Source organism: Streptomyces sp. NBC_01551 (genome assembly GCF_026339935.1).
Lineage (GTDB): Bacteria > Actinomycetota > Actinomycetes > Streptomycetales > Streptomycetaceae > Streptomyces.
The window spans coordinates 1,835,401-1,856,960 of sequence record NZ_JAPEPX010000001.1 but is presented as its reverse complement, the minus strand read 5'-3'; the positions used below and the strand labels follow the sequence as shown (position 1 = coordinate 1,856,960).

Below are 21,560 nucleotides of genomic sequence, written 5' to 3'. Positions count from 1 at the left end.
ACCGCGAGGTCCCCTTTGACGCTGAATTCTGACGCTGGGTAAGCGCTGGGCAAGCGGTCAGGGTACCTGTGACCGACCTGACAGCGACTGTCCCGTTAAGCCGTTTGTGAAGTGTCAGTCGCTGTCACTAGCCTGTTCGCATGACTAGTCAGATCACCGCCGGCACCCCGTCGCTGACCAAGGAATCCGGCCCGGCGCCCGCCCCGGCCTCCGGGCTGCGCGGCCACCCCTGGCTGACCCTCTTCGCCGTGGCGATCGGCGTCATGATGGTCACCCTCGACGGCACGATCGTCGCCGTCGCCAACCCGGCGATCCAGAAGGACCTCGGCGCCTCGCTCGCCGACGTCCAGTGGATCACCAACGGCTACCTCCTCGCCCTCGCGGTCTCCCTGATCACCGCCGGGAAGCTCGGCGACCGCTTCGGCCACCGCCAGACCTTCCTCATAGGCATCGCGGGCTTCGCCGTCTCCTCGGCCGCCATCGGCCTCTCCGGCGGCGTCGAGCTCGTCATCGGCTTCCGCGTGGCGCAGGGCCTCTTCGGCGCGCTGCTGATGCCCGCCGCGCTCGGCCTGCTGCGCGCCACCTTCCCCGCCGAGAAGCTCAACATGGCCATCGGGATCTGGGGCATGGTCATCGGCGCCTCGACCGCCGCCGGGCCGATTGTCGGCGGCCTGCTCGTCGAGCACGTCAGCTGGCAGTCCGTCTTCTTCATCAACGTGCCCGTCGGCGTCATCGCGCTCGTCTTCGGCCTGGTGATCCTGGTCGACCACCGCGCCGAGAACGCCCCGCGCTCCTTTGACGTGCTCGGTGTCCTGCTGCTGTCCGGGGCGATGTTCTCCCTGATCTGGGCGCTGATCAAGGCCGCCGAGTGGGGCTGGGGCGACTCCAGGACGGTGCTCTTCCTCGCCCTGTCCGTGCTGTGCTTCGCGCTCTTCGCCCTCTGGGAGACCCGCGTCCGCGAGCCGCTGATCCCGCTCGGCATGTTCCGCTCGCTGCCGCTGTCCGCGGGCACGGTGCTGATGGTGCTGATGGCCTTCGCGTTCATGGGCGGCCTCTTCTTCGTCACCTTCTACCTGCAGAACGTGCACGGGATGAGCCCCGTCGACAGCGGCCTGCACCTGCTGCCGCTCACCGGCATGATGATCGTCGGCTCGCCGCTGGCCGGCGCCGCGATCACCAAGGTCGGCCCGCGCGTCCCGCTCGTCGCGGGCATGGTCGCCACCGCCGTCGCCTGCTTCGGGATGGCCCGCCTCACCCCGGACACCGCCACCCTCACCATGTCCCTCTGGTTCGCGCTGCTCGGCCTCGGGCTCGCGCCCGTCATGGTCGGCGCCACCGAGGTCATCGTCGGCAACGCCCCGCTGGAGCTGTCCGGGGTGGCCGGCGGGCTCCAGCAGGCCGCCATGCAGGTCGGCGGCAGCCTGGGCACCGCGGTCCTCGGCGCGGTCATGGCCAGTACCGTCGGTGACTCGTTCGGGGACAACTGGGCCAAGGCCGAGCTGCCGCCGCTCACCCCGGAGCAGCAGGCCCTCGCCGAGAAGGGGGTCCAGGTCGGCATCGCCCCGGTCCCGCCGGGGGCCCCGGAGCCGGTGGCCCAGGCGATCACCGGGGTCGCGCACGACACGTTCGTGTCCGGCATGAGCACCGCCTTCACCGTCGCCGGCGTGGTCGCGGTCCTCGCCGCGGTCGTGGCCTGCTTCACCAAGCGCGGCGAGCACGCGGGCGCGGGGGCGGGCGCGGCCCACATCTGATCCCCGCTCTCGCAGGCCGCGGAGGCGTCAACTCCGTACGGAGGACAGCCCCGCCGGATGGTTCCGGCGGGGCTGTCGCCTATCAGGGTGGACCCGCTCGTGCCCCCTTCCGCCCGGCCGTCACCGCAGGTCAGCGTGGTGGCGACGGAGCTCCGGAAGCGGTCCGGGGCCCGTACGTCCACAAGGAGTTGACCCGTCATGCGTACGTGGAGCACCACTCTCGCCGCCACCGTGCTGGCCGCTACCGCCCTGATCCCGAGCACGGCCGGATCCGCCCATGCCGCCGCCCATGCCGCCGCCCACGCGGCGGACCCGGCGGCAGGCCGCGCGGCGGTCCGGCCCGGCGGTCACGCCTCGGGGCCGCCGACGCTCGGGGCCTGCGCCACCGGGCAGCTGTGCCTGTGGGGCAAGGCGGAGTTCAAGGGCACCAAGCGGACCCACGAGCTCAGCACCCTCGACATCAACAGCTGCACCGCGCTGCCCGCCGGCACCACCGCCCAGTCGCTCGTCAACCGGACCGGCCGCCCCGTGACCACCTACCAGTCGGCGGAGTGCGCCGAGACCGGCGAGTTCCAGACCTACCCGGGCGACGGGGTCTGGCTGCCGCAGTCGCCCTACCAGGTGCGGGCGTTCAAGGTGTGGGAGCGCTAGCCGTGACCACCGCGGACTGATCCCGGTCCGGGTCACGGTCCCGTTCCCGGTCCGGGGCGCGTTCCCGGTCCTGCTCCTCCGGCCCTCCGGTGTGGTCCTCCCGCGCCGGAGCGCCGGCCGGGCCGCGCAGCAGCGCCACCTCGGCGCGCAGCGCCCGTACCTCTTCGGCGAGCGCGGTGATCGCGGCGGTCTGCGCCAGCTCCACCCGGTCGTCGCGCTCGAAGCGGGCGATGAACCAGGCCGCGATGTTGGCGGTCACCACACCGAGCAGGGCGATCCCCGACAGCATCAGGCCCACCGCCAGGACCCGGCCGAGCCCCGTGGTGGGGGAGTGGTCGCCGTACCCGACGGTCGTCATCGTGGTGAAGGACCACCACACCGCGTCGCCCAGGTTCTTGATGTTCCCGTCCGGGGCGTCCCGCTCCACGCTCAGCACGGCGAGGGAGCCGAACATCAGCAGCCCCACCACCGCCCCGGCCACGTAGGTCGTCAGCCGGATCTGCGGGGCCATCCGGGCCCGCCGGCCCACCAGCATCAAGGTGGCCACCAGCCGCAGCAGCCGCAGCGGCTGGACCAGCGGCAGCACCACGGCCGCCAGGTCCAGCCAGTGCGTACGCACGAACAGCTTCCGGTCCGCCGAGAGCCCCAGCCGGACCAGGTAGTCGACGGCGAAGGCACCCCACACCACCCACTCCGCGTGGGTGCACGCCCGGTGGACCTGCGGGCTCGCGTCGGGAGCGACGATCGGCACGGCGTAGGCGAGGGCGAAAGCCACGGCGAGCACCAGCAGGGGAGCCTGCGTACGGCGCTCCCACCGCGCCTGGCGGGAGGGTTCCTTCATGACAAGCATCGTAAAGAACGCGTAAGGGGCGCTGGGACAGGTGTCCCAGCGCCCCACGGAAGAGTGACGCGCTACGCGTGACGGTCGCCCGTGACGGCTACGCGTCCCCGCCCGCCGCGCCCGGGTCGGCCGCGGCCACGTCCAGCAGCTGGTAGCGGTCGATCGCCTGCTTCAGGGCCGAGCGGTCGATCCGGCCGTCCCGGGCCAGCTCCGTCAGCACCGCCAGGACCACCGACTGCGCGTCGATGTGGAAGAACCGGCGGGCCGCGCCGCGGGTGTCCGCGAAGCCGAAGCCGTCCGCGCCCAGCGAGGTGTACCGGCCCGGGACCCAGCGCGAGATCTGGTCCGGAACCGAGCGCATCCAATCCGAGACCGCGACGAAGGGTCCCTCCGCGCCCGACAGCTTCCGCGTCACGTACGGGACGCGCTGCTCCTCCTCCGGGTGGAGCAGGTTGTGCTCCTCCACCTCGACGGCCTCGCGGCGCAGCTCGTTCCAGGAGGTCGCCGACCAGACGTCCGCCTTGACGTTCCAGTCCGCGGCCAGGATCCGCTGCGCCTCCAGCGCCCACGGCACCGCCACGCCCGAGGCCATGATCTGCGCCCCGATCGCGCCGGTGGTGCCCTGCGACACCCGGTGGATGCCCTTGAGGATGCCGTCCACGTCGACGCCCGCCGGCTCGGCCGGGTGCTGGATCGGCTCGTTGTAGACCGTCAGGTAGTAGAAGACGTCCTCGCCGGGCTCGTTCGTCGCGGTCGGCCCGTACATGCGCCGCAGGCCGTCCTTGACGATGTGCGCGATCTCGTACCCGTACGCCGGGTCGTACGCGACACAGCCCGGGTTGGTCGACGCCAGCAGCTGGGAGTGACCGTCGGCGTGCTGGAGGCCCTCACCCGTCAGGGTGGTCCGGCCCGCGGTCGCGCCCAGGACGAAACCGCGCGCCAGCTGGTCGGCCATCTGCCAGAACTGGTCACCGGTGCGCTGGAAACCGAACATCGAGTAGAAGACGTACACCGGGATCAGCGGCTCGCCGTGCGTCGCGTACGCCGAACCCGCCGCGATCAGCGAGGCCGTGCAGCCCGCCTCCGAGATGCCGTCGTGCAGCATCTGGCCGGTCGGCGACTCCTTGTACGCGAGCAGCAGCTCGCGGTCGACGGCCTCGTACTGCTGCCCCAGCGGGTTGTAGATCTTGGCGCTCGGGAAGAACGCGTCCATGCCGAAGGTGCGGTACTCGTCCGGCGCGATCAGCACGAAGCGCTTGCCGATCTCCTTGTCCCGCATCAGGTCCTTCAGGATGCGGACGAAGGCCATCGTCGTGGCGATCGACTGGTGGCCGGAGCCCTTCTTGGCCGTCGCGTACGCGCTGTCGTCCGGCAGCTGGAGCGGCTTGGCGCGCACCACGCGGGTCGGCACGTAGCCGCCGTGCGCGCTGCGCTGGTCGTGCATGTACTGGATCTCGGGCGAGTTGCGGCCCGGGTGGTAGTACGGCGGGGCGCCGGTCTCCAGCTGCGCGTCCGTGATCGGGATGTGCAGGCGGTCGCGGAAGCGCTTGAGGTCGTCGACCGTCAGCTTCTTCATCTGGTGCGTCGCGTTGCGGCCCTCGAAGTTCGGGCCGAGCGTCCAGCCCTTGACCGTCTGAGCCAGGATCACCGTCGGCTGGCCCTTGTGGGCCTTGGCCGCCGCGTACGCCGCGTAGACCTTCTTGTGGTCGTGGCCGCCGCGCCCCAGGTGCTGGATCTGCCGGTCGGACATGTTCTCGACCATCGCGCGCAGCCGCTGGTCGCCGCCGAAGAAGTGCTCGCGGATGTACGCGCCCGACTCGGTGGCGTACGTCTGGAACTGCCCGTCGGGGGTGGAGTTCATCTTGTTGACCAGGATGCCGTCGCGGTCCTGGGCCAGCAGCGGGTCCCAGGAGCGGTCCCAGATCAGCTTGATGACGTTCCAGCCGGCGCCCCGGAAGATCGACTCCAGCTCCTGGATGATCTTGCCGTTGCCGCGCACCGGGCCGTCGAGGCGCTGGAGGTTGCAGTTGACCACGAAGGTCAGGTTGTCCAGGCCCTCGCGGGCGGCGATCGACAGCTGGCCCAGCGACTCCGGCTCGTCCATCTCGCCGTCGCCGAGGTACGCCCAAACGTGGGACTTGGAGGTGTCCGCGATCCCGCGCGCCTCCATGTAGCGGTTCATCCGCGCCTGGTAGATCGCACCGAGCGGGCCGAGGCCCATCGAGACGGTCGGGAACTCCCAGAAGTCCGGCATCAGCCGCGGGTGCGGGTAGCTGGAGAGGCCGTACGGGGCCTTCGACTTCTCCTGGCGGAACGCGTCGAGCTGCTGCTCGGAGAGCCGGTCCAGGAGGTAGGCGCGGGCGTAGATGCCGGGGGAGGCGTGGCCCTGGAAGAAGATCTGGTCGCCGCCGTCGCCCTCGTCCTTGCCCCGGAAGAAGTGGTTGAAGCCCACGTCGTAGAGGGAGGCCGAGGAGGCGAAGGTGGCGATGTGGCCGCCGACGCCGATCCCGGGACGCTGGGCACGCGAGACCATCACGGCCGCGTTCCACCGGGTCGCGTTGAGGACCTTGCGCTCGATCTCCTCGTTGCCGGGGAAGAACGGCTCGTCCTTGGTCGCGATCGTGTTGACGTAGTCCGTGCTGCGCATCTCGGGCACGGCCACGCGCTTCTCGCGGGCGCGCTCGATCAGGCGCAGCATCAGGTAGCGGGCCCGCTCACGGCCCCGCTCGTCGACCGCCGCGTCCAGGGAGTCGAGCCACTCCTGCGTCTCCTCCGGATCGAAGTCCGGGACCTGGCTCGGAAGGCCGCCAATGATGATCGGATTGCGATCGGATGCGGAAGCCACGCTGTTCCTTCGCTGTCGTGTGAGTCGCGCCTGGGGAGTCGCGCCTGGGGTCGCCGCCTCCCATGGTCGTACGCTCGGCGGCAATCTTCATCTTTACCCCCGGGTAACCCTTGGAACTTCCGGCCATCGGGGGTGGCGTCCGGGAGCGGGCGGCTTCGCGGCAGGGAGCGAGTCCGGCCAAACCGCACCTTACGCCCCAAGTCGATCAGCCGGCTCGTAAGGCTGTTCGTCCCTCAAACAGGTAGGAAAGCCGTCGAGCGTCGCCGATGATGCCGAATGAGCTGGAATGGTGTGGGATGAATCACCAGAGGTGCACACGGGGAGGCTGAAAGTTGCGGCGAGACGGCCGCAATCGTCACCGTTTCGACGGTCTCGGCGGCCGGGTACTTGCGCGATCCGCCGCGCCCGTGTGGACTACGCCCAATGCTGCGCGTACGCGCGCCGCCGAAAGACATTCACCGAACATGAGCAGGAGGCACCCCGTGAGCGCGACCGCGGACCACGCGGAGAGCCTGGCCGCCCGGCTGGGTTTCCAGTCCGAACAGGTGGTCCAGGAGATCGGCTACGACGACGACGTCGATCAGGAATTCCGTGACGCCGTCGAGAAGCTCGTCAGCGAGCTCGCCGACGAGGACTACGACGACGTCGCCGACGCGGTGCTGTTGTGGTTCCGCGACGAGGACGGCGATCTGACGGACGCCCTGGTCGATGCGACCGAGCTGGTCGAGGACGGCGCACTGATCCTGCTGCTGACCCCCAAGACGGGCCGTGACGGCTACGTCGAGGCCAGCGACATCAGCGAGGCGGCCGAAACGGCCGGCCTCTCCCTTGCCAAGGGCCTGCCCGTCGGCAAGGAGTGGACCTCCACCAAGCTGGTGACGCCGAAGGCAGCCAAGGCCAAGCGCTGAGCCGCGCCCCGCAGCCAAACAGACACGCACCCCGTCGACCGGATTCCAACCCCGGTCGGCGGGGTGCGTGCGTACCCGGGGCCGCGCCGCGCCTAGGCTGGCCACGACAAGGCGGCTGTCACCCGGACGGCCCAACGCAGGGATGCGGGAACGAAGGGATGCGACAGATGGCGATCGAGGTCGGCGACAAGGCCCCGGACTTCGAGCTCAAGGACAACCACGGCGCCACCGTGCGGCTCTCCGACTTCCGGGGGGAGAAGGCCGTCGTGCTGCTCTTCTACCCGTTCGCCTTCACCGGCGTCTGCACAGGCGAGCTGTGCGAGCTGCGCGACCAGCTGCCCCGTTTCCAGAACGACGACGTCCAGCTCCTCGCGGTCTCCAACGACTCGGTGCCGACCCTGCGGGTCTTCGGCGAGCAGGAGGGCCTGGAGTACCCGCTGCTGTCGGACTTCTGGCCGCACGGGGAGACCTCCCGCGCGTACGGCGTCTTCGACGAGGAGAAGGGCTGCGCGGTCCGCGGCACCTTCATCATCGACAAGGACGGCGTCGTGCGCTGGACCGTCGTCAACGGGCTGCCCGACGCGCGTGACCTGAACGAGTACATCAAGGCGCTCGACAGCCTCTGAAACTCCTGAGGAGCCTCGTCGTACGAGTTCCGTACGAGGTTCCGTGCGAAAACCGCCTGCGGGCGGGAACCCGTCACTAGGATCGAAACGTTGATCCCGTAGAAACCGCACGACGGGGCCCCGCCCCACACAATTACCTCTGGAGGACCCGTGGGAGTCAGCCTCAGCAAGGGCGGCAACGTCTCGCTGACCAAGGCCGCGCCTAACCTGACGGCGGTCATCGTCGGTCTGGGCTGGGACGCTCGCACCACCACCGGTGTCGACTTCGACCTCGACGCCAGCGCGATCCTGACCAACGACCAGGGCAAGGTCGCCAGCGACGCGAACTTCGTGTTCTTCAACAACCTGAAGAGCCCGGACGGCTCGGTTGAGCACACCGGTGACAACACCACCGGTGAGGGCGAGGGCGACGACGAGGCGATCAAGGTCAACCTCGCCGGCGTCCCGGGCGATGTCGCCAAGATCGTCTTCCCGGTCTCGATCTACGAGGCCGAGAGCCGTCAGCAGAGCTTCGGCCAGGTCCGCAACGCGTACATCCGCGTCGTGAACCAGGCCGACAACACCGAGCTCGCCCGCTACGACCTCTCCGAGGACGCCTCGACCGAGACCGCCATGGTCTTCGGCGAGCTGTACCGCAACGGCGCGGAGTGGAAGTTCCGCGCCATCGGCCAGGGCTACGCCTCCGGCCTGCGCGGCATCGCGCAGGACTTCGGCGTCAACGTCTGAGTCGCATCGCGGCCCGCGTCTCAGGGCAGTCTCCGTCCGGCGCCGTGCACTGTGTGTACGGCGCCGGATTGGGTTTACCGCGGGCGTTCCGCGGGTTTCACCACAGCAGGGCCGCGAAACGCCATGCCGCGGCCCCCACGTCGTCCGGGGAGGACCACAACATGGGCGTCACACTCGCCAAGGGGGGCAATGTCTCCCTGTCCAAGGCCGCACCGAACCTGACCCGGGTTCTCGTCGGGCTCGGATGGGACGCGCGCTCGACCACGGGGGCCGACTTCGACCTCGACGCCAGCGCGTTGCTGTGCAACAGCGGCCGGGTGCTCGGGGACGAGTACTTCATCTTCTACAACAACCTGAAGAGCCCCGAGGGCTCCGTCGAACACACGGGGGACAACCTCACCGGCGAGGGTGAAGGCGATGATGAGTCGATCATCATCGACCTCACCAAGGTGCCGGACCGGGTCGACAAGATCGTCTTTCCGGTCTCGATCCACGAGGCGGAGGCCCGCCGGCAGAGCTTCGGCCAGGTCAGCAACGCCTTCATCCGCGTGGTGAACGAGGCGGACGGCCAGGAGCTGGCCCGCTACGACCTCACCGAGGACGCCTCCAGCGAGACCGCGATGATCTTCGGCGAGGTCTACCGGTACGGCGGCGAATGGAAGTTCCGGGCCGTGGGGCAGGGGTACGCGTCGGGGCTCCGAGGCATCGCTCTAGACTTCGGGGTCAACGTTTCGTAAAGCCGTACAAGACGATGGGGTGCCAGTGGTTCTGAAAACCTTCGGCTGGTCGTTCGCAGTCACTGCGCTCGGTCTGGTCGCAGCGGTGTTCTACGGGGGATGGACCGCTTTCGGGATCGTCGCGATCCTGTCCGTCCTCGAGATCTCGCTGTCCTTCGACAACGCGGTGGTCAACGCCGGGATCCTGAAGAAGATGAATGCCTTCTGGCAGAAGATCTTCCTCACGGTCGGTGTGCTCATCGCGGTCTTCGGTATGCGACTGGTCTTCCCCGTCGTCATCGTCGCGATCAGCGCCAAGATCGGGCCGATTGAAGCCGTCGATCTGGCCTTGACCGACAAGGAAATGTACGAGCAGCTGGTCACGGACGCTCACCCGTCCATCGCCGCCTTCGGCGGCATGTTCCTGCTGATGATCTTCCTCGACTTCATCTTCGAGGACCGCGACATCAAGTGGCTCGCCTGGCTGGAGCGTCCGCTGGCCAAGCTGGGCAAGATCGACATGCTCTCGGCGTGCATCGCGCTCATCGTGCTGGTCATCACCTCGATGACCTTCGCGGCCAACGCGCACCAGCACGGCGGCGTGCACGTGGACAAGGCGCAGACGGTCCTCGTCTCCGGTGTTCTCGGCCTGATCACCTACATGATCGTCGGTGGCCTCTCCGGCTACTTCGAGAACAAGCTGGAGGAAGAGGAGGAAGCCGAGCACGAGGCCGAGGAAGAGGCCAAGAAGGCCGGCAAGCCCGTCTCGGCCGTCACCATGGCCGGCAAGGCCGCGTTCTTCATGTTCCTCTACCTCGAAGTCCTCGACGCCTCGTTCTCCTTCGACGGGGTCATCGGCGCCTTCGCCATCACCAACGACATCGTGCTCATGGCCCTCGGCCTCGGCATCGGTGCCATGTACGTCCGGTCGCTCACGGTCTACCTGGTCCGCCAGGGCACCCTCGACGACTACGTCTACCTGGAACACGGCGCGCACTACGCCATCGGCGCGCTCGCCCTGATCCTGCTCGTCACCATCCAGTACGAGATCAACGAGGTCATCACCGGCCTCGTCGGCGTCATCCTGATCGCCTGGTCCTTCTGGTCCTCCGTGCGCCGCAACAAGCGCCTGGAGCTGGAGGGATCCGCCGCGGAGGCATGACCGCGGCGGTAATGCGGAACGCTCCATTGCGGGGCGGCCCGAGGGGTCTTCGGACCCTGCGGGCCGCCCCGCTTTTTCCGTACGGCCAGAGGGTCGGGCAGTCCGGGGACCAGGGGACCAAGGGGCCAGGGGACCAAGGGATCAAGGGGGGAACAGGGATGGGATTCTTCGACGGACTCAGGGGCGCGCGCGCCATGCAGTTCCAGTCGGGCAACGCCTCGTCGAACGCGATCGAGCTGACCAGGCGGCAGCCGACGGTGTCGCTGACCAAACAGCAGGCGGTGCACGGCAACCTGCGGGTCAACCTGTCGTGGCGGATGCGCACCTCCGACATCGGAGGCCGCTCGGGCCAGAGCGGGCAGCTGCTGCGGCACCCGTTCAAGCTGTTCAAGCCGGACATGGTGCAGGCGCACACCCAGGGCATGGTCAACGTCGACCTCGACATCGGCTGCCTCTACGAGCTCACCGACGGCACCCGGGGCGTCGTCCAGCCGCTCGGCAACCTGCACGGCGACATCAACAGCCCGCCGTACGTGAAGCTCAGCGGCGACGACCGGTTCGGGGCTCCGTCGGGCGAGACGATCTTCGTCAACCTCGACCACGCCGAGGAGATCAAGCGGCTGCTCGTGTTCGTCTACATCTACGACCAGACGCCGGCCTTCGACCGGACGCACGCCCTGGTCACCCTCTATCCGACCACCGGGCCGCGCATCGAGATCGCCCTCGACGAGCGGCACCCGCAGGCGCGCTCCTGCGCGGTGGTCTCGCTGGAGAAGGTCAAGGGCGAGCTGATCGTCCGGCGCGAGGTGAAGTTCGTGTACGGGTTCCAGGCCGAGCTGGACCGGCTGTACGGCTGGGGGCTCCAGTGGGGCCGCGGCTACAAGAGCACGAAGGCCTGAGCACCGGCAGCCGTCAGCGCCGGATGAACTGCGGGCCCTGCACCGGCAGCCGGAACGTCGGGTCCCCGCCCGGAACCGGCACCGGGGCCGGGGACACCGGCTGCGGGTACCCGTACGCGGGCTGCACGGCCGGCGGAGCCTGCGTGGGAGGCACCGGCGGGGTCGGCGGCCGCATCGCCGCCGTCTGGTCGGCGGAGGGGCCGGTGGCGGCCGAGGCCGCCCCGGCCTCCGGGGCGTTCTCGTCCACGGAGATCCCGTGGTCGGTCGCCAGCCCCACCAGCCCGTCCGAGTAGCCCTCGCCCAGCGCGCGGAACTTCCACGCCTCGCCCCGGCGGTACAGCTCCCCGCAGATCAGCGCCGTCTCGGCGCCCGTCTCGGGCCGCACGTCGAAGTAGGCCAGCGGCTCGGAGCCGCCCGTCGCCGTGGCGTCGTACAGCAGGATCCGCAGGTCCCGTACCCGCTCGAAGGGCACGTCCTCGGCGGAGGCGACGACCAGGATCCGGTCCACCGCCGGGGTCACCGCCCGCAGGTCCGCCTGCACGGCGTCGGTGATCCCCTCGCCGATCTGCTTCTTGCCGAGGCGCCACACGGCTCCCGAGGGGTGCCGGGGCTGGTTGTAGAAGACGAAGTCCTCGTCCGAACGCACACGCCCGTCCGCCCCCACGAGCAGCGCCGAGGCGTCCACGTCCGGTACTTCGGGGCCGGTGGTCCAGCGCAGCACCGCCCGGACCGCCACGGCGGTCACCGGGATGTTCGAGCCCTTCTGCATCGCGTGCGTCATGCCGGTCATCCTGCCCTCCCGGGCCCGGACCGGACAATGCGGCCCCCCTCCTGGCGTGTCCGCGCCCTCGCCCCGGGCCTTGTCCCTGCCCGAAGACGTGGGCATGGTGCATGAGGGTTACCTGAACTTCATGTCTTTGAGGAACTCTTGAATCACATTCGTACGTACTATTACCGGCCATGCCAGACGGGCCGCCGAGGCAGTACGGGGGAAGCACATGCGTCACTTCGGGCACATAGCGCCCACTGTCCGCAAGGACCTCTTCCACCAAGAGCCGGCCGAGTTCAACGCCGCCTCTCCCGCCCGTGTGCTCGCCGCCGCGCTCGGGGCCACCCTCTACAGCCCGGCCACCCGCCCCACCCTCGCGGCGGACATCCGCAAGCAGGCCGCGCGCGGGGTCGTCTCCATGGTCCTCTGCCTGGAGGATTCGATCTCCGACGCCGACGTCCAGGGCGGCGAGGAGAACCTCGTCCGGCAGTTCGCCGAGCTCGACGCCGACTCCGGCGAGCTCCCACTGCTGTTCATCCGGGTCCGTGAGCCGGAGCAGATCCCCGACCTGGTGCGCCGGCTCGGCGGCTCCGCGCGCCGACTGGCCGGATTCGTACTTCCCAAGTTCGGCGAGCACCGAGGGATCGGCTTCCTCGACGCCGTCGCCGAGGCCGAGGCGGACAGCGGGCTGCCCCGCCTGTATGCGATGCCGGTCCTGGAGACCCCCGAGCTGCTCCACCTCGAAACCCGCGTCGAGACCCTCTCGGGCATCTCCCGCACGGTCAACGACTACCGCGAGCGGGTCCTGGCCCTGCGCCTGGGCGTCACCGACTTCTGCTCCGCCTACGGGCTGCGCCGCACCCCCGACATGACCGCCTACGACGTCCAGATCGTCGCCGGCGTCATCGCCGACGTGGTCAACGTGCTCAGCCGCGCCGACGGCACCGGCTTCACGGTCACCGGCCCGGTCTGGGAGTACTTCCGCAGCCAGCAGCGCCTCTTCAAGCCCCAGCTGCGCCGCAGCCCCTTCCTGGAGGAAGGCGTCGAGGAACTCCGTACCGCCCTCATCGAGCACGACCTCGACGGGCTGCTCCGCGAGATCGAGCTCGACCGGGCCAACGGGCTGCTGGGCAAGACCTGCATCCACCCCGCCCACGTCACACCCGTCCACGCGCTGTCGGTGGTCTCCCACGAGGAGTTCAGCGACGCCCAGGACATCCTGCGCCCCGAGCGCGGCGGCGGCGGAGTGATGCGTTCCGCCTATACGAACAAAATGAACGAGGTGAAGCCCCACCGGGCCTGGGCCGAGCGCACCATGCTGCGCGCCGAGGTCTTCGGTGTGGCGAAGGAGGAGGTCGGCTTCGTCGACCTCCTGACGGCCGGGCTCCAGGTGTGAGCGGGCCTTGACCATGGAGAAAGGCAAGAAGATCGACACGGTGTGGTCGGGAACCTGGGTCGCTGACCGGCTGGGCGTGAGCCTGCGGGAGGGCGGCGACCCGGCCGCCCCGCGGCTGGACGCCCTGCTCGGACTGGCGCTGCGCCGCAACCCCAAGCGGGCGCACCTGCTGGTCTCGCAGGTGCTGGGCAAGCACGTCCCCCAGTCCCCGGAGGCCGTCTACGCCGCCGGACACGGGCTCGGCGAGCGGGTCCGGGCCCTGCTGGGCGACGAGGCGGCCGCCGCCGCGGTCGTCCTCGGGTACGCGGAGACCGCCACCGGCCTCGGCCACTGCGTCGCCGACGGCCTGGGCCTCGCCCCGTACCTGCACTCGACCCGCCGCCCCGTGCCGGGCGTGGCGCCCGCCGGCGGCTTCGAGGAGGCGCACTCGCACGCCACCTCGCACCTGCTGCTGCCCGAGGACCCGAAGCTGCTCGCCGGCAGCGGGCCACTGGTGCTGGTCGACGACGAGTTCTCCACCGGCAACACCGTGCTCAACACCATCGCCGACCTGCACGCCCGCCACCCGCGCGGGCACTACGTCGTCGTCGCCCTCGTGGACATGCGCTCCCCGGCCGACCGCGACCGGCTCACCGCCTTCGCCGAGGGCCTCGGCGCCCGGATCGACCTCGTCGCCCTCGCCTCGGGTACGGTCCGGCTCCCCGAGGGGGTGCTGGCCAAGGGGCAGGCGCTGGTCGAGGAGTACGAGGAGTACGAGGCGCGGGACGCGGCACCCGGCGCCGTGGGTTCGGCGGGTTCGGCGCCTTCCGTGGGTTCGGTGGGTTCCGCGGGTTCCGCCGCTTTCGTCGAGCGGGTCGCGCTCGGCTGGCCCGCCGGGCTCCCCGACGGCGGCCGCCACGGCTTCACCCCCGCCGACCGCGAGCGGCTGGAGGCGGCGCTGCCCGCGCTGGCCGGGCGGATCGCGGACGCGCTGGGCGCGGAGCCCGGGCGGGTCCTCGTACTCGGCAACGAGGAGCTCATGTACGCGCCGCTGCGCCTCGCGCGGGCCCTGGAGGAGTCCGGGGCGGCCCGCGAGGTGCGGTTCTCCACGACCACCCGCTCGCCCGTGCTCGCCGTCGACGACCCCGGCTACGCCATCCGCACCCGGCTCGTCTTCCCCGCCCACGACGCCCCGGCCGACGGGCCCGGCGACCGCTACGCCTACAACGTCGCGGGCGCCGGCTTCGACGCCGTCGTCGCCGTCGTCGACGGGGAGGGCGACACGGGTGCGCTGCACGCCCCCGACGGGCTCCTCGCCCGGCTCGCCCCGCACACCGGGCGGGTGCTGCTGGCGGTCGTCCCGTCGTACGCGCCCGCGCCCGTAGCGACGCCCGTACCCGTACTCGCACCCGTACTCGACCGGCAGGAGCCGATCATGTCCGAGCCCCTGCGCGGGCCCGCGTTCTCCTCGTACGCCCCCGAGGACGTCGGCTGGCTGCTCCAGGACTTCTCCGAGGTCGAGCTGGAGGCCCCGACCGAGGAGCGCGAGGAGGCCATCCAGGCGGGCGGCGCGCACTACGCCGAGTCCCTGCCCGTGGAGTACCAGCCCAGCCCCGCCTACCAGGAGCTCTACCAGAGCGCGCTGACCGCCTCCGCGGCCCGAATAGCCCGGGCCGTCGGCACCGTCACCGAGACCGTCCTCGCCGAGCGGACCCCGTCCCCGGTCCTGGTCTCCCTGGCCCGCGCGGGCACCCCCGTCGGCGTGCTGATGCGCCGCTGGGCCCGCGCCCGCCACGGCCTGGACCTGCCGCACTACGCCGTGTCCATCGTGCGCGGCCGCGGCATCGACGCCAACGCGCTGCGCTGGCTGGCCGCGCACCACGACCCGGCCGACATCGTCTTCGTCGACGGCTGGACCGGCAAGGGCGCGATCACCCGGGAGCTGGCCGCCGCGCTCGCCGAGTTCGAGGGCTTCAACCCGGAGATCGTGGTCCTCGCCGACCCCGGCTCGTGCGTGCCCACGTACGGCACCCGCGAGGACTTCCTGATCCCCTCCGCCTGCCTCAACTCCACCGTCTCCGGGCTCATCTCGCGTACGGTGCTCAGGTCCGACCTGGTCGGACCCGCCGACTTCCACGGTGCGAAGTTCTACCGCGAGCTCGCCGGAGCCGATGTCTCCGTCGACTTCGTCGACACCGTCGCCGCCCGTTTCGACGAGGTGGCCGAAGCCGTCGACGCCGAGGTCAAGGAGCTGCTCGCGGCCGACCGCACCCCCACCTGGGAAGGCTGGGCGGCGGTGGAGCGGATCAGCGAGGAGTACGGCATCCACGACGTGAACCTCGTCAAGCCCGGCGTCGGCGAGACGACCCGCGTGCTGCTGCGCCGCGTGCCCTGGAAGATCCTGGCCCAGCGCGGAGCCGGAGCCGACCTGGACCACGTAAGGCTGCTCGCCGAGCAGCGCGGGGTGCCGGTCGAGGAGGTCGACGGGCTGCCGTACACCTGTGTAGGACTCATCCACCCCCGCTTCACGCGTGGCGCCACGGGCGCCGACGGAAAGGCCGTGGCCTCCAAGTGACCGTCCTGATTGCCAGTGACCTCGACCGTACGCTCATCTACTCGACGGCGGCCCTCGGCCTGACCATGCCCGACCCGGTGGCTCCGCGGCTGCTGTGCGTCGAGGTGCACGAGAGCAAGCCGCTGTCGTACATGACGGAGACGGCGGCGGGGCTGCTGGCGAAGCTGACCGCCGAGCCGGGCGTGGTGTTCGTCCCGACGACCACCCGGACCCGCAAGCAGTACCAGCGCATCCGCTTCCCCGGGCGGCCCGCCCAGTACGCGATCTGCGCCAACGGCGGGCAGCTCCTCGTCGACGGCGTTCCCGACCGGGACTGGCGCCGCCAGGTCGCGGCGCGGCTGGCGGAGGAATGCGCTCCGCTGGAGGAGGTGCACGCGCACCTGCTGGCCACGGCGGACCCGGCCTGGCTGCGCAAGGCCCGCGTGGCGGAGGACCTGTTCACCTACCTGGTGGTGGAGCGGGACCTGGTCCCCGACGAATGGCTCAAGGCCCTCGTCGACTGGTCCGAGGCGCGCGGCTGGACGGTCTCCCTCCAGGGCCGCAAGGTATACGCCGTTCCGCGTCCGCTGACCAAGAGCGCGGCCATGCGCGAGGTGGCCCGGCGTACGGGAGCCACCCGGACCCTGGCCGCCGGCGACTCGCTGCTGGACGCGGACCTGCTGCTCGCCGCCGACCGGGCGTGGCGGCCCGGGCACGGCGAACTGGCCGACGCGGGCTGGACGGCACCGAACGTGACCGCGCTGACGAAGGCCGGCGTCCTGGCGGGCGAGGAAATCGTGCGCGCTTTCGGACGTTCGGCCGGTGAAGCGGGCCGCTGACTCGGCACACTGGGCCCATGACCAAGGGCAACAGCACCAAGATCACCGATGAGCTCTACCAGTACATGCTCGACCACAACCCCCCGCTGGACGCGGTCCAGCGGGGGCTGGTGGAGACGACGTACGCGAAGTTCCCGGACGTCGCCGGAATGCAGTCCGCGCAGGAGCAGGGCCCGCTGCTGGCGTTCCTCGTCCGGCTGACGGGCGCCCGACACATCGTGGAGGTCGGCACCTTCACCGGTTTCTCCGCCCTGTCGATGGCGCAGGCCCTGCCCGCCGACGGGCGCCTGATCACCTGCGACGTCTCGGAGGAGTGGACGGCGTACGGCCGCGAGGCCTGGGCGGCCGCCGGGGTCGCCGACCGCATCGAGCTGCGGATCGGGGCCGCGCTGGACACGCTGCGCGCCATGCCGCAGGAGCCGCACATCGACCTGGCCTACGTGGACGCCGACAAGGAGAGCCAGATCCGCTACTGGGAGGAGCTCGTGCCGCGGCTGCGCCCGGGCGGGCTGATCGTCACCGACAACACGCTCTTCCACGGCTCGGTGCTCGACGAGAGCGCCACGGGCTCGGCGGCGGGCGTCCGGGCGTTCAACGAGCACGTCACGAAGGACGCCCGCATGGACTCGGTCCTGCTGGCGATCTCGGACGGACTGACACTGTCGCGCAGGCGCTGACCGCGCTGCTCGCGCTTGACCGCGTTGACGGCACTGCCCGCGCTCGCGCTGACCGCACTGCTCCGGCTGTCCGGCTAGCAGCAGCCTCCGCCGCCACAGCAGCCCCCGGACGGGGCGGGGGCGCTGCTGGTCCCGCCGACGGCGACGGCGGAGAGCAACTTGACGGTGTCGGCGTGACCGGCGGGGCAGTCGGCGGGCGCGGACGACTCGGCCATGGGGCGGCTGACCTCAAAGGTGTCGTCGCAGGTCCGGCAGCGGAATTCGTAACGAGGCATGCGGCTGATGCTAAAGCCTCCCGGACGCGGCCCGCTGCTCCCTGGCCGCCTGCTCGGGGTGGCGGGCGCGCCAGTACGGATTGTCGTGCGGCAGGGCACTGCCCACCCGCCCGTACATCCCGAACCACATCAGCATCACGCCGACGACGAAGCTGAACAGCACGTTCTGGATCTTGAACGCCAGGAAGTTCATCCCGGTGTCGAGCAGCGCGAGGTTCACGAAACCGCTCGCGATGAACAGCAGGCCCAGCACGATGTTGAGGGTCGAGGCGAAGTTCCCGCCGATCACCATGCCGGTGAACAGCAGCAGGCCGATACAGATCGACAGGACGCTCAGCGCGCCGTTGGTGTTCAGCGCGAGCACCGTCGCGCCGCCGGTGTCGAAGAAGCCGATCCGGTCGATCAGCCCGAGGATCCCGAAGGCGACCAGCAGCAGCCCCATCAGGCCCGCGCCGACGCGGTACACCTGGCTGAGCTTGTGATCGGCGGGCAGGTGCTCGTCGAGCCGGGCGCCGACGGGATGCGCGATGCGCCGGACCAGGTAGGGGACGTGCGGCGCGGGGAGTTCGATCGGCCCGTGGGGCACGTACGGGGCGTAGGAATCGTGCTCCGCGTGGCACCCGTAGGCGGCGTGCGGTGCGGTCGTGTGGGTTCCGTGCGCTCCGTGGGTCTGGGACGCACGAGGCGCCGTCCGGAACGCGTCGGACGCGTGGGCAGCCATACCGCCCTCCTAAGCTCCGCTCCCTGGGCCCGGTGCCTGACCTGGCTCCGGTCCTCCACCTCCCAGCATCCGCCCATGCCGACGCGGGAACAAGCGCGGGGCGGGGCGGGCGGGGCTTGGGGCAGGGGGCGGGCTCAGCTCGGGGCAAGCTGGGGCTCAGGCCGGGGCGGACCTGGGGACAAGCCGGAGACAAGCCGGGCTTTGGTGGCGCCGAGCCGGGGGCTCAGCCCGGGGCAACGTCGGGCCCGGTCCGGGCAGGGGCGGGCCAAGCTCGGCCCTTCCCCGGGCGGCGGCTCAGAGGTTCCTGCGCTGCTGCCCGCCGAGCATGCCGTTCCCGTGCTGCCCCCGGACATCAGGCGCCCCTCGCTGCCGCCGATTCCACGCGTTCCCGCGCGGCCCCCGGACCTCAGCCGTGCCCGCGCTGCTCCCGGATGTCGGAGACGACGTGCCCCACCGCGAGCCGGACCTGCTCCATCTCCTGCAGGAAGTGCCAGTAGTCGGGGTGGCGCCCCTCCAGCCCGGCCAGTGCCCGTTCCATCCGGGCCACCGCCTCGTCCAGCGGCCGCGCGTGCCGCGGCTCGGGCACGCTGCGGCCCGCCATCGCCAGCCGCTGCGCGTCCCGGATCGCGAAACGCGTCCGGGACACCTCCTCCTGCGGATCTCGCGCCACCGCCTCCAGCCGGGTCAGCCGGTCCTGCGCCGCCGACACCGCCTCGTCGGTGGAGTCGAGCGCGCCCCGTACCGCCTCGATCAGCGCCGTCACATCGGCCCAGCGCTGCTCCTCCCGCGCCGCAGAGGCCTCCCGCAACCGCTCCTCGGCCCGGGCCACGTCCCGTACGGCCTCCTCCGGGACGTGCTGCAGGTCCTGCCAGCACGCCGCGCTGAACCGGCGCCGCAGCTCGCTCAGCACCGGATCCACCCGGTCCGCCCGGTTGCGCAGGGCCTGAGCCCGGGTCCGCAGGCTCACCAGCCGGCGGTCGATCTCCGCCGCGCGCTCCGGGAGCCGGGCCGCCTCGACCCGTACGCCCTCCGCGTCGCGCAGGATCCGGTCGGCGCGCTGCACGGTCTCCTGTACCCCGTGCTGGGCGGCGCCCTGGTTCAGCTTGGTCAGCTCGGGGCCGAGCGCCGCCAGCCGCGCCGCGAGATCGTCGGCCCGCATCCCCTGGGCCCGTACCGCGTCGAGCGCCTCACTGGCCGCCAGCAGCGAGGCCTTGGCCCGCTCCCGGGCCGGCGCCACCCGGGCCAGCTGCGTCTCGGCCTTGTCCAGCAACGGCTGCAGCCCCTGAGCGAACCGGTCCAGCTCGCCCTTGACCCGTACGAGCTCATCACGCGCCCGCGTCAGCTGCTCCCGAGCCCGCGCGGCGACGGAGCCCTCCAGATCCACCCGGTCAAGATCATGGGCGTCCACGGCCTCGATGTACACGTGGCTGACCTCGTCGATCCGCCGGCCGAGCGCGACGAACCCCTCGCCCGCCTGCCGCGCCGCCGGCGAGGCGTCCGCCGCGGCGATGGTCTCGATCGAGATCCGCAGATCCCGCTGCGCCGTGTCCAGCTCGTAGAAAGCGGCCGCGGCGGCATCCTTCGCCGCCTGCGCATCCGCCCGCCGACTCTCGTCCCGCCCGCCGAACCACCGCCGGGATGCCGTCGTCACAATCCCTCTCCCGTACCGCGTCCGCCATGCCCCGCTCCATTCTCCCCCACGGCATCGGGTTTGCGTGGGGGGTGCGCCCGCCATGTAGGCTGTCCACTCATCCACGGGTGCGTAGCTCAGGGGTAGAGCGCTGCTCTTACAAAGCAGATGTCGGCGGTTCGAAACCGTCCGCGCCCACCAGTCAAAAGGCCCCCAACCGATCACGGTTGGGGGCCTTTGGCATCCACACACGACAGCAACGTCCACCATTGACGGGTCGGGCGTCTGTTGGGTCGGCGCTACGCCTCGTTGCGGTGCTCGTATCCGGCCTCGTTGCCGTCGCCCATGCGCGAGTAGCAGGTGCGCCAGCCTCCTCGTACCACTCCGGCGCAGAGTCGATCACCCACAGGTCATAGAGGCGTCCCCGTGACCGTCGCAACGGGACGCCGGGCTTGAACCGCTTCCAGGATGAGGGGCCGCAGAGCGCTATCCAGCCGTTCCAACTCAAGGACAAGGCGCGCACGTTCTGCCCCAGGCATCAGCAGCCGCTGGACGGCCGTGGCCCGAGTCTCCTCGGGCGTACTCGCAGGGGTGCCCAGAGGGGGAGACGGCGCGCGCGGCGCGTCGCCCGGGCCTGCGCTCCGCACTCACGGCCGGCTTCGTTCCCGCGGCATACGGTACGTGCATGAACGAACCTTCACGGGAAGTGCTGGCCGACCTCTGTCCAGAGCTGACGGTGCCAGGCGGCCTGCGGGAAGCGCTGGCCGGCGAGGCGGCTCGCCGCGGGCACGGTGCCGGTCCCATGGATCCCGTCGAGGGGTACGATCCCGCGGTTGCCGCATGCAGCACACGTGGTGAGGCACGGTTCGCCGTATACGCCACCAATGCCGACGAACGCGAGTTCCGTATCGAGATCTCAGCGGACTCCGGATGGCCTTGGGGCGCGTTCGGCAGTACCGATGACCTCGCGGTGGTGGACGCCGTCCTGCACGCCTGGCGTGACGGGGCGCCGATCGATCAACTACGTCGTGAATGGACGTTGCTAGCGGCGGATCCTCTGGATGCGGCACCTCCTGGGAGGGTGGTGTCGACCGCTTGGCGGCTGACTCTGGAGCGCTCGCCGGTGATCAGGCTGGGCGACGCCGAAGTGGCCGAGGCGCTGTATGCGCAGCCAACCCTGCGCGTCTTCTTCCCCTTTCCGTCGCACGGTGCGTTCAGCCTGCTCACGAGTACCAAGGATCCGTTCTACGAGGAGGTTCCGCGTGTAGTGCCAAGCGGAGACGGTCTGTGGAACGTGGTTCTCCACTGGTCGCGGTGGTCGCCGCAGACACCGTCACGCGTGCTCGGTTCCCGCCTCAGCGCGCGCGAGGCCGCAGCGTTGGTCGCCGCGAACGTTCCCGCGGGCAGCGGCCCGGCCATCGAGGGAGGCTGGCCGCACCCCGCCCCCGGTTGTAGGTGACATCAACGGCGCCGACCAGAACGCCCCTCCGGGGCCTGGTGGCGGCTGAAATGGCCGTCACTGACCGATCCCGGCTAGAGCACGGATCAGATGACCGGCCCTGCCCCCCGACCGTCTCACCTGGTCAGGGTCGTTC

Annotated in this window: 19 protein-coding genes and 1 tRNA gene; 14 read left to right on the top strand and 6 right to left on the bottom strand. The window is 70.7% G+C overall.

Going from position 1 to position 21,560, the window contains the following annotated elements; all coding sequences use genetic code 11:
• Positions 1-140: 140 nt before the first annotated feature.
• Positions 141-1,751 carry an MFS transporter gene (locus tag OG982_RS08330; protein ID WP_266948223.1) on the top strand — a complete coding sequence of 537 codons (1,611 nt, stop codon included), beginning with the start codon at positions 141-143 and terminating at the stop codon, positions 1,749-1,751.
• Between the two features lie 198 nt (positions 1,752-1,949).
• Positions 1,950-2,402: a peptidase inhibitor family I36 protein gene (locus OG982_RS08325; RefSeq protein ID WP_266788234.1), complete on the top strand. Its 453-nt coding sequence runs from the start codon at positions 1,950-1,952 to the stop codon at positions 2,400-2,402.
• On the opposite strand, the gene OG982_RS08320 is transcribed toward OG982_RS08325, so the two are convergent.
• A complete protein-coding gene (locus OG982_RS08320) occupies positions 2,383-3,243 on the bottom strand; it encodes a potassium channel family protein (protein WP_266788235.1) in 861 nt (286 codons plus the stop codon). The genes OG982_RS08325 and OG982_RS08320 overlap by 20 nt on opposite strands.
• 97 nt (positions 3,244-3,340) lie before the next feature.
• Complete coding sequence (gene aceE, locus OG982_RS08315) at positions 3,341-6,088, bottom strand: pyruvate dehydrogenase (acetyl-transferring), homodimeric type (protein ID WP_266788236.1); 2,748 nt, start codon at positions 6,086-6,088, stop codon at positions 3,341-3,343.
• 482 nt (positions 6,089-6,570) lie between these two features.
• Here aceE and OG982_RS08310 point away from each other — a divergent pair, with 482 nt between their 5' ends.
• The 6 genes from OG982_RS08310 (at position 6,571) to OG982_RS08285 (ending at position 11,125) form a co-directional block, all read left to right on the top strand.
• The gene (locus OG982_RS08310; protein WP_030009300.1) at positions 6,571-6,996 is read left to right on the top strand and encodes a DUF3052 domain-containing protein; all 426 of its coding nucleotides are present in this window, start codon (positions 6,571-6,573) and stop codon (positions 6,994-6,996) included.
• 167 nt (positions 6,997-7,163) lie between these two features.
• Positions 7,164-7,622: a peroxiredoxin gene (locus OG982_RS08305; protein ID WP_266788237.1), complete on the top strand. Its 459-nt coding sequence runs from the start codon at positions 7,164-7,166 to the stop codon at positions 7,620-7,622.
• Positions 7,623-7,772: 150 nt separating this feature from the next.
• Positions 7,773-8,348, top strand: a complete 576-nt coding sequence (locus tag OG982_RS08300) for a TerD family protein (RefSeq protein ID WP_266788238.1) — start codon at positions 7,773-7,775, stop codon at positions 8,346-8,348.
• A 161-nt stretch (positions 8,349-8,509) separates the two neighbouring features.
• Positions 8,510-9,085 carry a TerD family protein gene (locus OG982_RS08295; protein WP_266788239.1) on the top strand — a complete coding sequence of 192 codons (576 nt, stop codon included), beginning with the start codon at positions 8,510-8,512 and terminating at the stop codon, positions 9,083-9,085.
• A gap of 25 nt (positions 9,086-9,110) precedes the next feature.
• Positions 9,111-10,226 (top strand): DUF475 domain-containing protein, encoded by a 1,116-nt coding sequence (locus OG982_RS08290; RefSeq protein WP_266788240.1) that lies wholly within the window; start codon positions 9,111-9,113, stop codon positions 10,224-10,226.
• 158 nt (positions 10,227-10,384) lie between these two features.
• On the top strand, positions 10,385-11,125 hold the full coding sequence (locus OG982_RS08285) for a Tellurium resistance (protein ID WP_266788241.1): 741 nt from the start codon (positions 10,385-10,387) through the stop codon (positions 11,123-11,125).
• Positions 11,126-11,138: 13 nt separating this feature from the next.
• On the opposite strand, the gene OG982_RS08280 is transcribed toward OG982_RS08285, so the two are convergent.
• Positions 11,139-11,906 carry a TerD family protein gene (locus tag OG982_RS08280; protein ID WP_266788242.1) on the bottom strand — a complete coding sequence of 256 codons (768 nt, stop codon included), beginning with the start codon at positions 11,904-11,906 and terminating at the stop codon, positions 11,139-11,141.
• A gap of 217 nt (positions 11,907-12,123) precedes the next feature.
• Here OG982_RS08280 and OG982_RS08275 point away from each other — a divergent pair, with 217 nt between their 5' ends.
• From OG982_RS08275 to OG982_RS08260, 4 genes are read left to right on the top strand one after another with little or no spacing between them, the layout of a single operon-like run.
• Positions 12,124-13,290, top strand: a complete 1,167-nt coding sequence (locus OG982_RS08275; RefSeq protein WP_266788243.1) for an HpcH/HpaI aldolase/citrate lyase family protein — start codon at positions 12,124-12,126, stop codon at positions 13,288-13,290.
• A gap of 13 nt (positions 13,291-13,303) precedes the next feature.
• Positions 13,304-15,844: a phosphoribosyltransferase gene (locus OG982_RS08270; protein WP_266949863.1), complete on the top strand. Its 2,541-nt coding sequence runs from the start codon at positions 13,304-13,306 to the stop codon at positions 15,842-15,844.
• A complete protein-coding gene (locus tag OG982_RS08265) occupies positions 15,841-16,662 on the top strand; it encodes an HAD family hydrolase (RefSeq protein ID WP_266788244.1) in 822 nt (273 codons plus the stop codon). The genes OG982_RS08270 and OG982_RS08265 overlap by 4 nt, the downstream gene beginning before the upstream one ends.
• A 17-nt stretch (positions 16,663-16,679) precedes the next feature.
• Entirely contained in the window at positions 16,680-17,339 is a 660-nt protein-coding gene (locus OG982_RS08260; protein WP_266788245.1) for an O-methyltransferase, read from the top strand.
• Between the two features lie 74 nt (positions 17,340-17,413).
• On the opposite strand, the gene OG982_RS08255 is transcribed toward OG982_RS08260, so the two are convergent.
• The 3 genes from OG982_RS08255 to OG982_RS08245 form a co-directional block, all read right to left on the bottom strand.
• On the bottom strand, positions 17,414-17,614 hold the full coding sequence (locus tag OG982_RS08255) for a zinc ribbon domain-containing protein (RefSeq protein ID WP_266788246.1): 201 nt from the start codon (positions 17,612-17,614) through the stop codon (positions 17,414-17,416).
• 10 nt (positions 17,615-17,624) lie between these two features.
• A complete protein-coding gene (locus OG982_RS08250) occupies positions 17,625-18,335 on the bottom strand; it encodes a DUF4383 domain-containing protein (RefSeq protein WP_266788247.1) in 711 nt (236 codons plus the stop codon).
• Between the two features lie 406 nt (positions 18,336-18,741).
• Positions 18,742-19,986, bottom strand: coding sequence for a hypothetical protein (locus OG982_RS08245; RefSeq protein ID WP_266948221.1), 1,245 nt, complete (start codon positions 19,984-19,986; stop codon positions 18,742-18,744).
• A 105-nt stretch (positions 19,987-20,091) separates the two neighbouring features.
• Here OG982_RS08245 and OG982_RS08240 point away from each other — a divergent pair.
• Together OG982_RS08240 and OG982_RS08235 are read left to right on the top strand one after the other, a co-directional pair.
• A tRNA-Val gene (locus OG982_RS08240) sits at positions 20,092-20,166 on the top strand.
• A gap of 484 nt (positions 20,167-20,650) precedes the next feature.
• Positions 20,651-21,424 carry a DUF6193 family natural product biosynthesis protein gene (locus OG982_RS08235; RefSeq protein ID WP_266948219.1) on the top strand — a complete coding sequence of 258 codons (774 nt, stop codon included), beginning with the start codon at positions 20,651-20,653 and terminating at the stop codon, positions 21,422-21,424.
• Positions 21,425-21,560: the final 136 nt, after the last annotated feature.

What these genes read in the sequence shown, in the direction of transcription:
- OG982_RS08270 (WP_266949863.1), top strand. Translation starts at nt 13,304, where the DNA reads ATGGAGAAAGGCAAGAAGATCGACACGGTGTGGTCGGGAACCTGGGTC.
- OG982_RS08280 (WP_266788242.1), bottom strand. Translation starts at nt 11,906, where the DNA reads ATGACGCACGCGATGCAGAAGGGCTCGAACATCCCGGTGACCGCCGTG.
- OG982_RS08235 (WP_266948219.1), top strand. Translation starts at nt 20,651, where the DNA reads ATGAACGAACCTTCACGGGAAGTGCTGGCCGACCTCTGTCCAGAGCTG.
- OG982_RS08275 (WP_266788243.1), top strand. Translation starts at nt 12,124, where the DNA reads ATGCGTCACTTCGGGCACATAGCGCCCACTGTCCGCAAGGACCTCTTC.
- OG982_RS08250 (WP_266788247.1), bottom strand. Translation starts at nt 18,335, where the DNA reads ATGGCTGCCCACGCGTCCGACGCGTTCCGGACGGCGCCTCGTGCGTCC.
- OG982_RS08255 (WP_266788246.1), bottom strand. Translation starts at nt 17,614, where the DNA reads ATGCCTCGTTACGAATTCCGCTGCCGGACCTGCGACGACACCTTTGAG.
- OG982_RS08325 (WP_266788234.1), top strand. Translation starts at nt 1,950, where the DNA reads ATGCGTACGTGGAGCACCACTCTCGCCGCCACCGTGCTGGCCGCTACC.
- OG982_RS08305 (WP_266788237.1), top strand. Translation starts at nt 7,164, where the DNA reads ATGGCGATCGAGGTCGGCGACAAGGCCCCGGACTTCGAGCTCAAGGAC.
- OG982_RS08260 (WP_266788245.1), top strand. Translation starts at nt 16,680, where the DNA reads ATGACCAAGGGCAACAGCACCAAGATCACCGATGAGCTCTACCAGTAC.
- OG982_RS08295 (WP_266788239.1), top strand. Translation starts at nt 8,510, where the DNA reads ATGGGCGTCACACTCGCCAAGGGGGGCAATGTCTCCCTGTCCAAGGCC.
- OG982_RS08330 (WP_266948223.1), top strand. Translation starts at nt 141, where the DNA reads ATGACTAGTCAGATCACCGCCGGCACCCCGTCGCTGACCAAGGAATCC.
- OG982_RS08320 (WP_266788235.1), bottom strand. Translation starts at nt 3,243, where the DNA reads ATGAAGGAACCCTCCCGCCAGGCGCGGTGGGAGCGCCGTACGCAGGCT.
- OG982_RS08285 (WP_266788241.1), top strand. Translation starts at nt 10,385, where the DNA reads ATGGGATTCTTCGACGGACTCAGGGGCGCGCGCGCCATGCAGTTCCAG.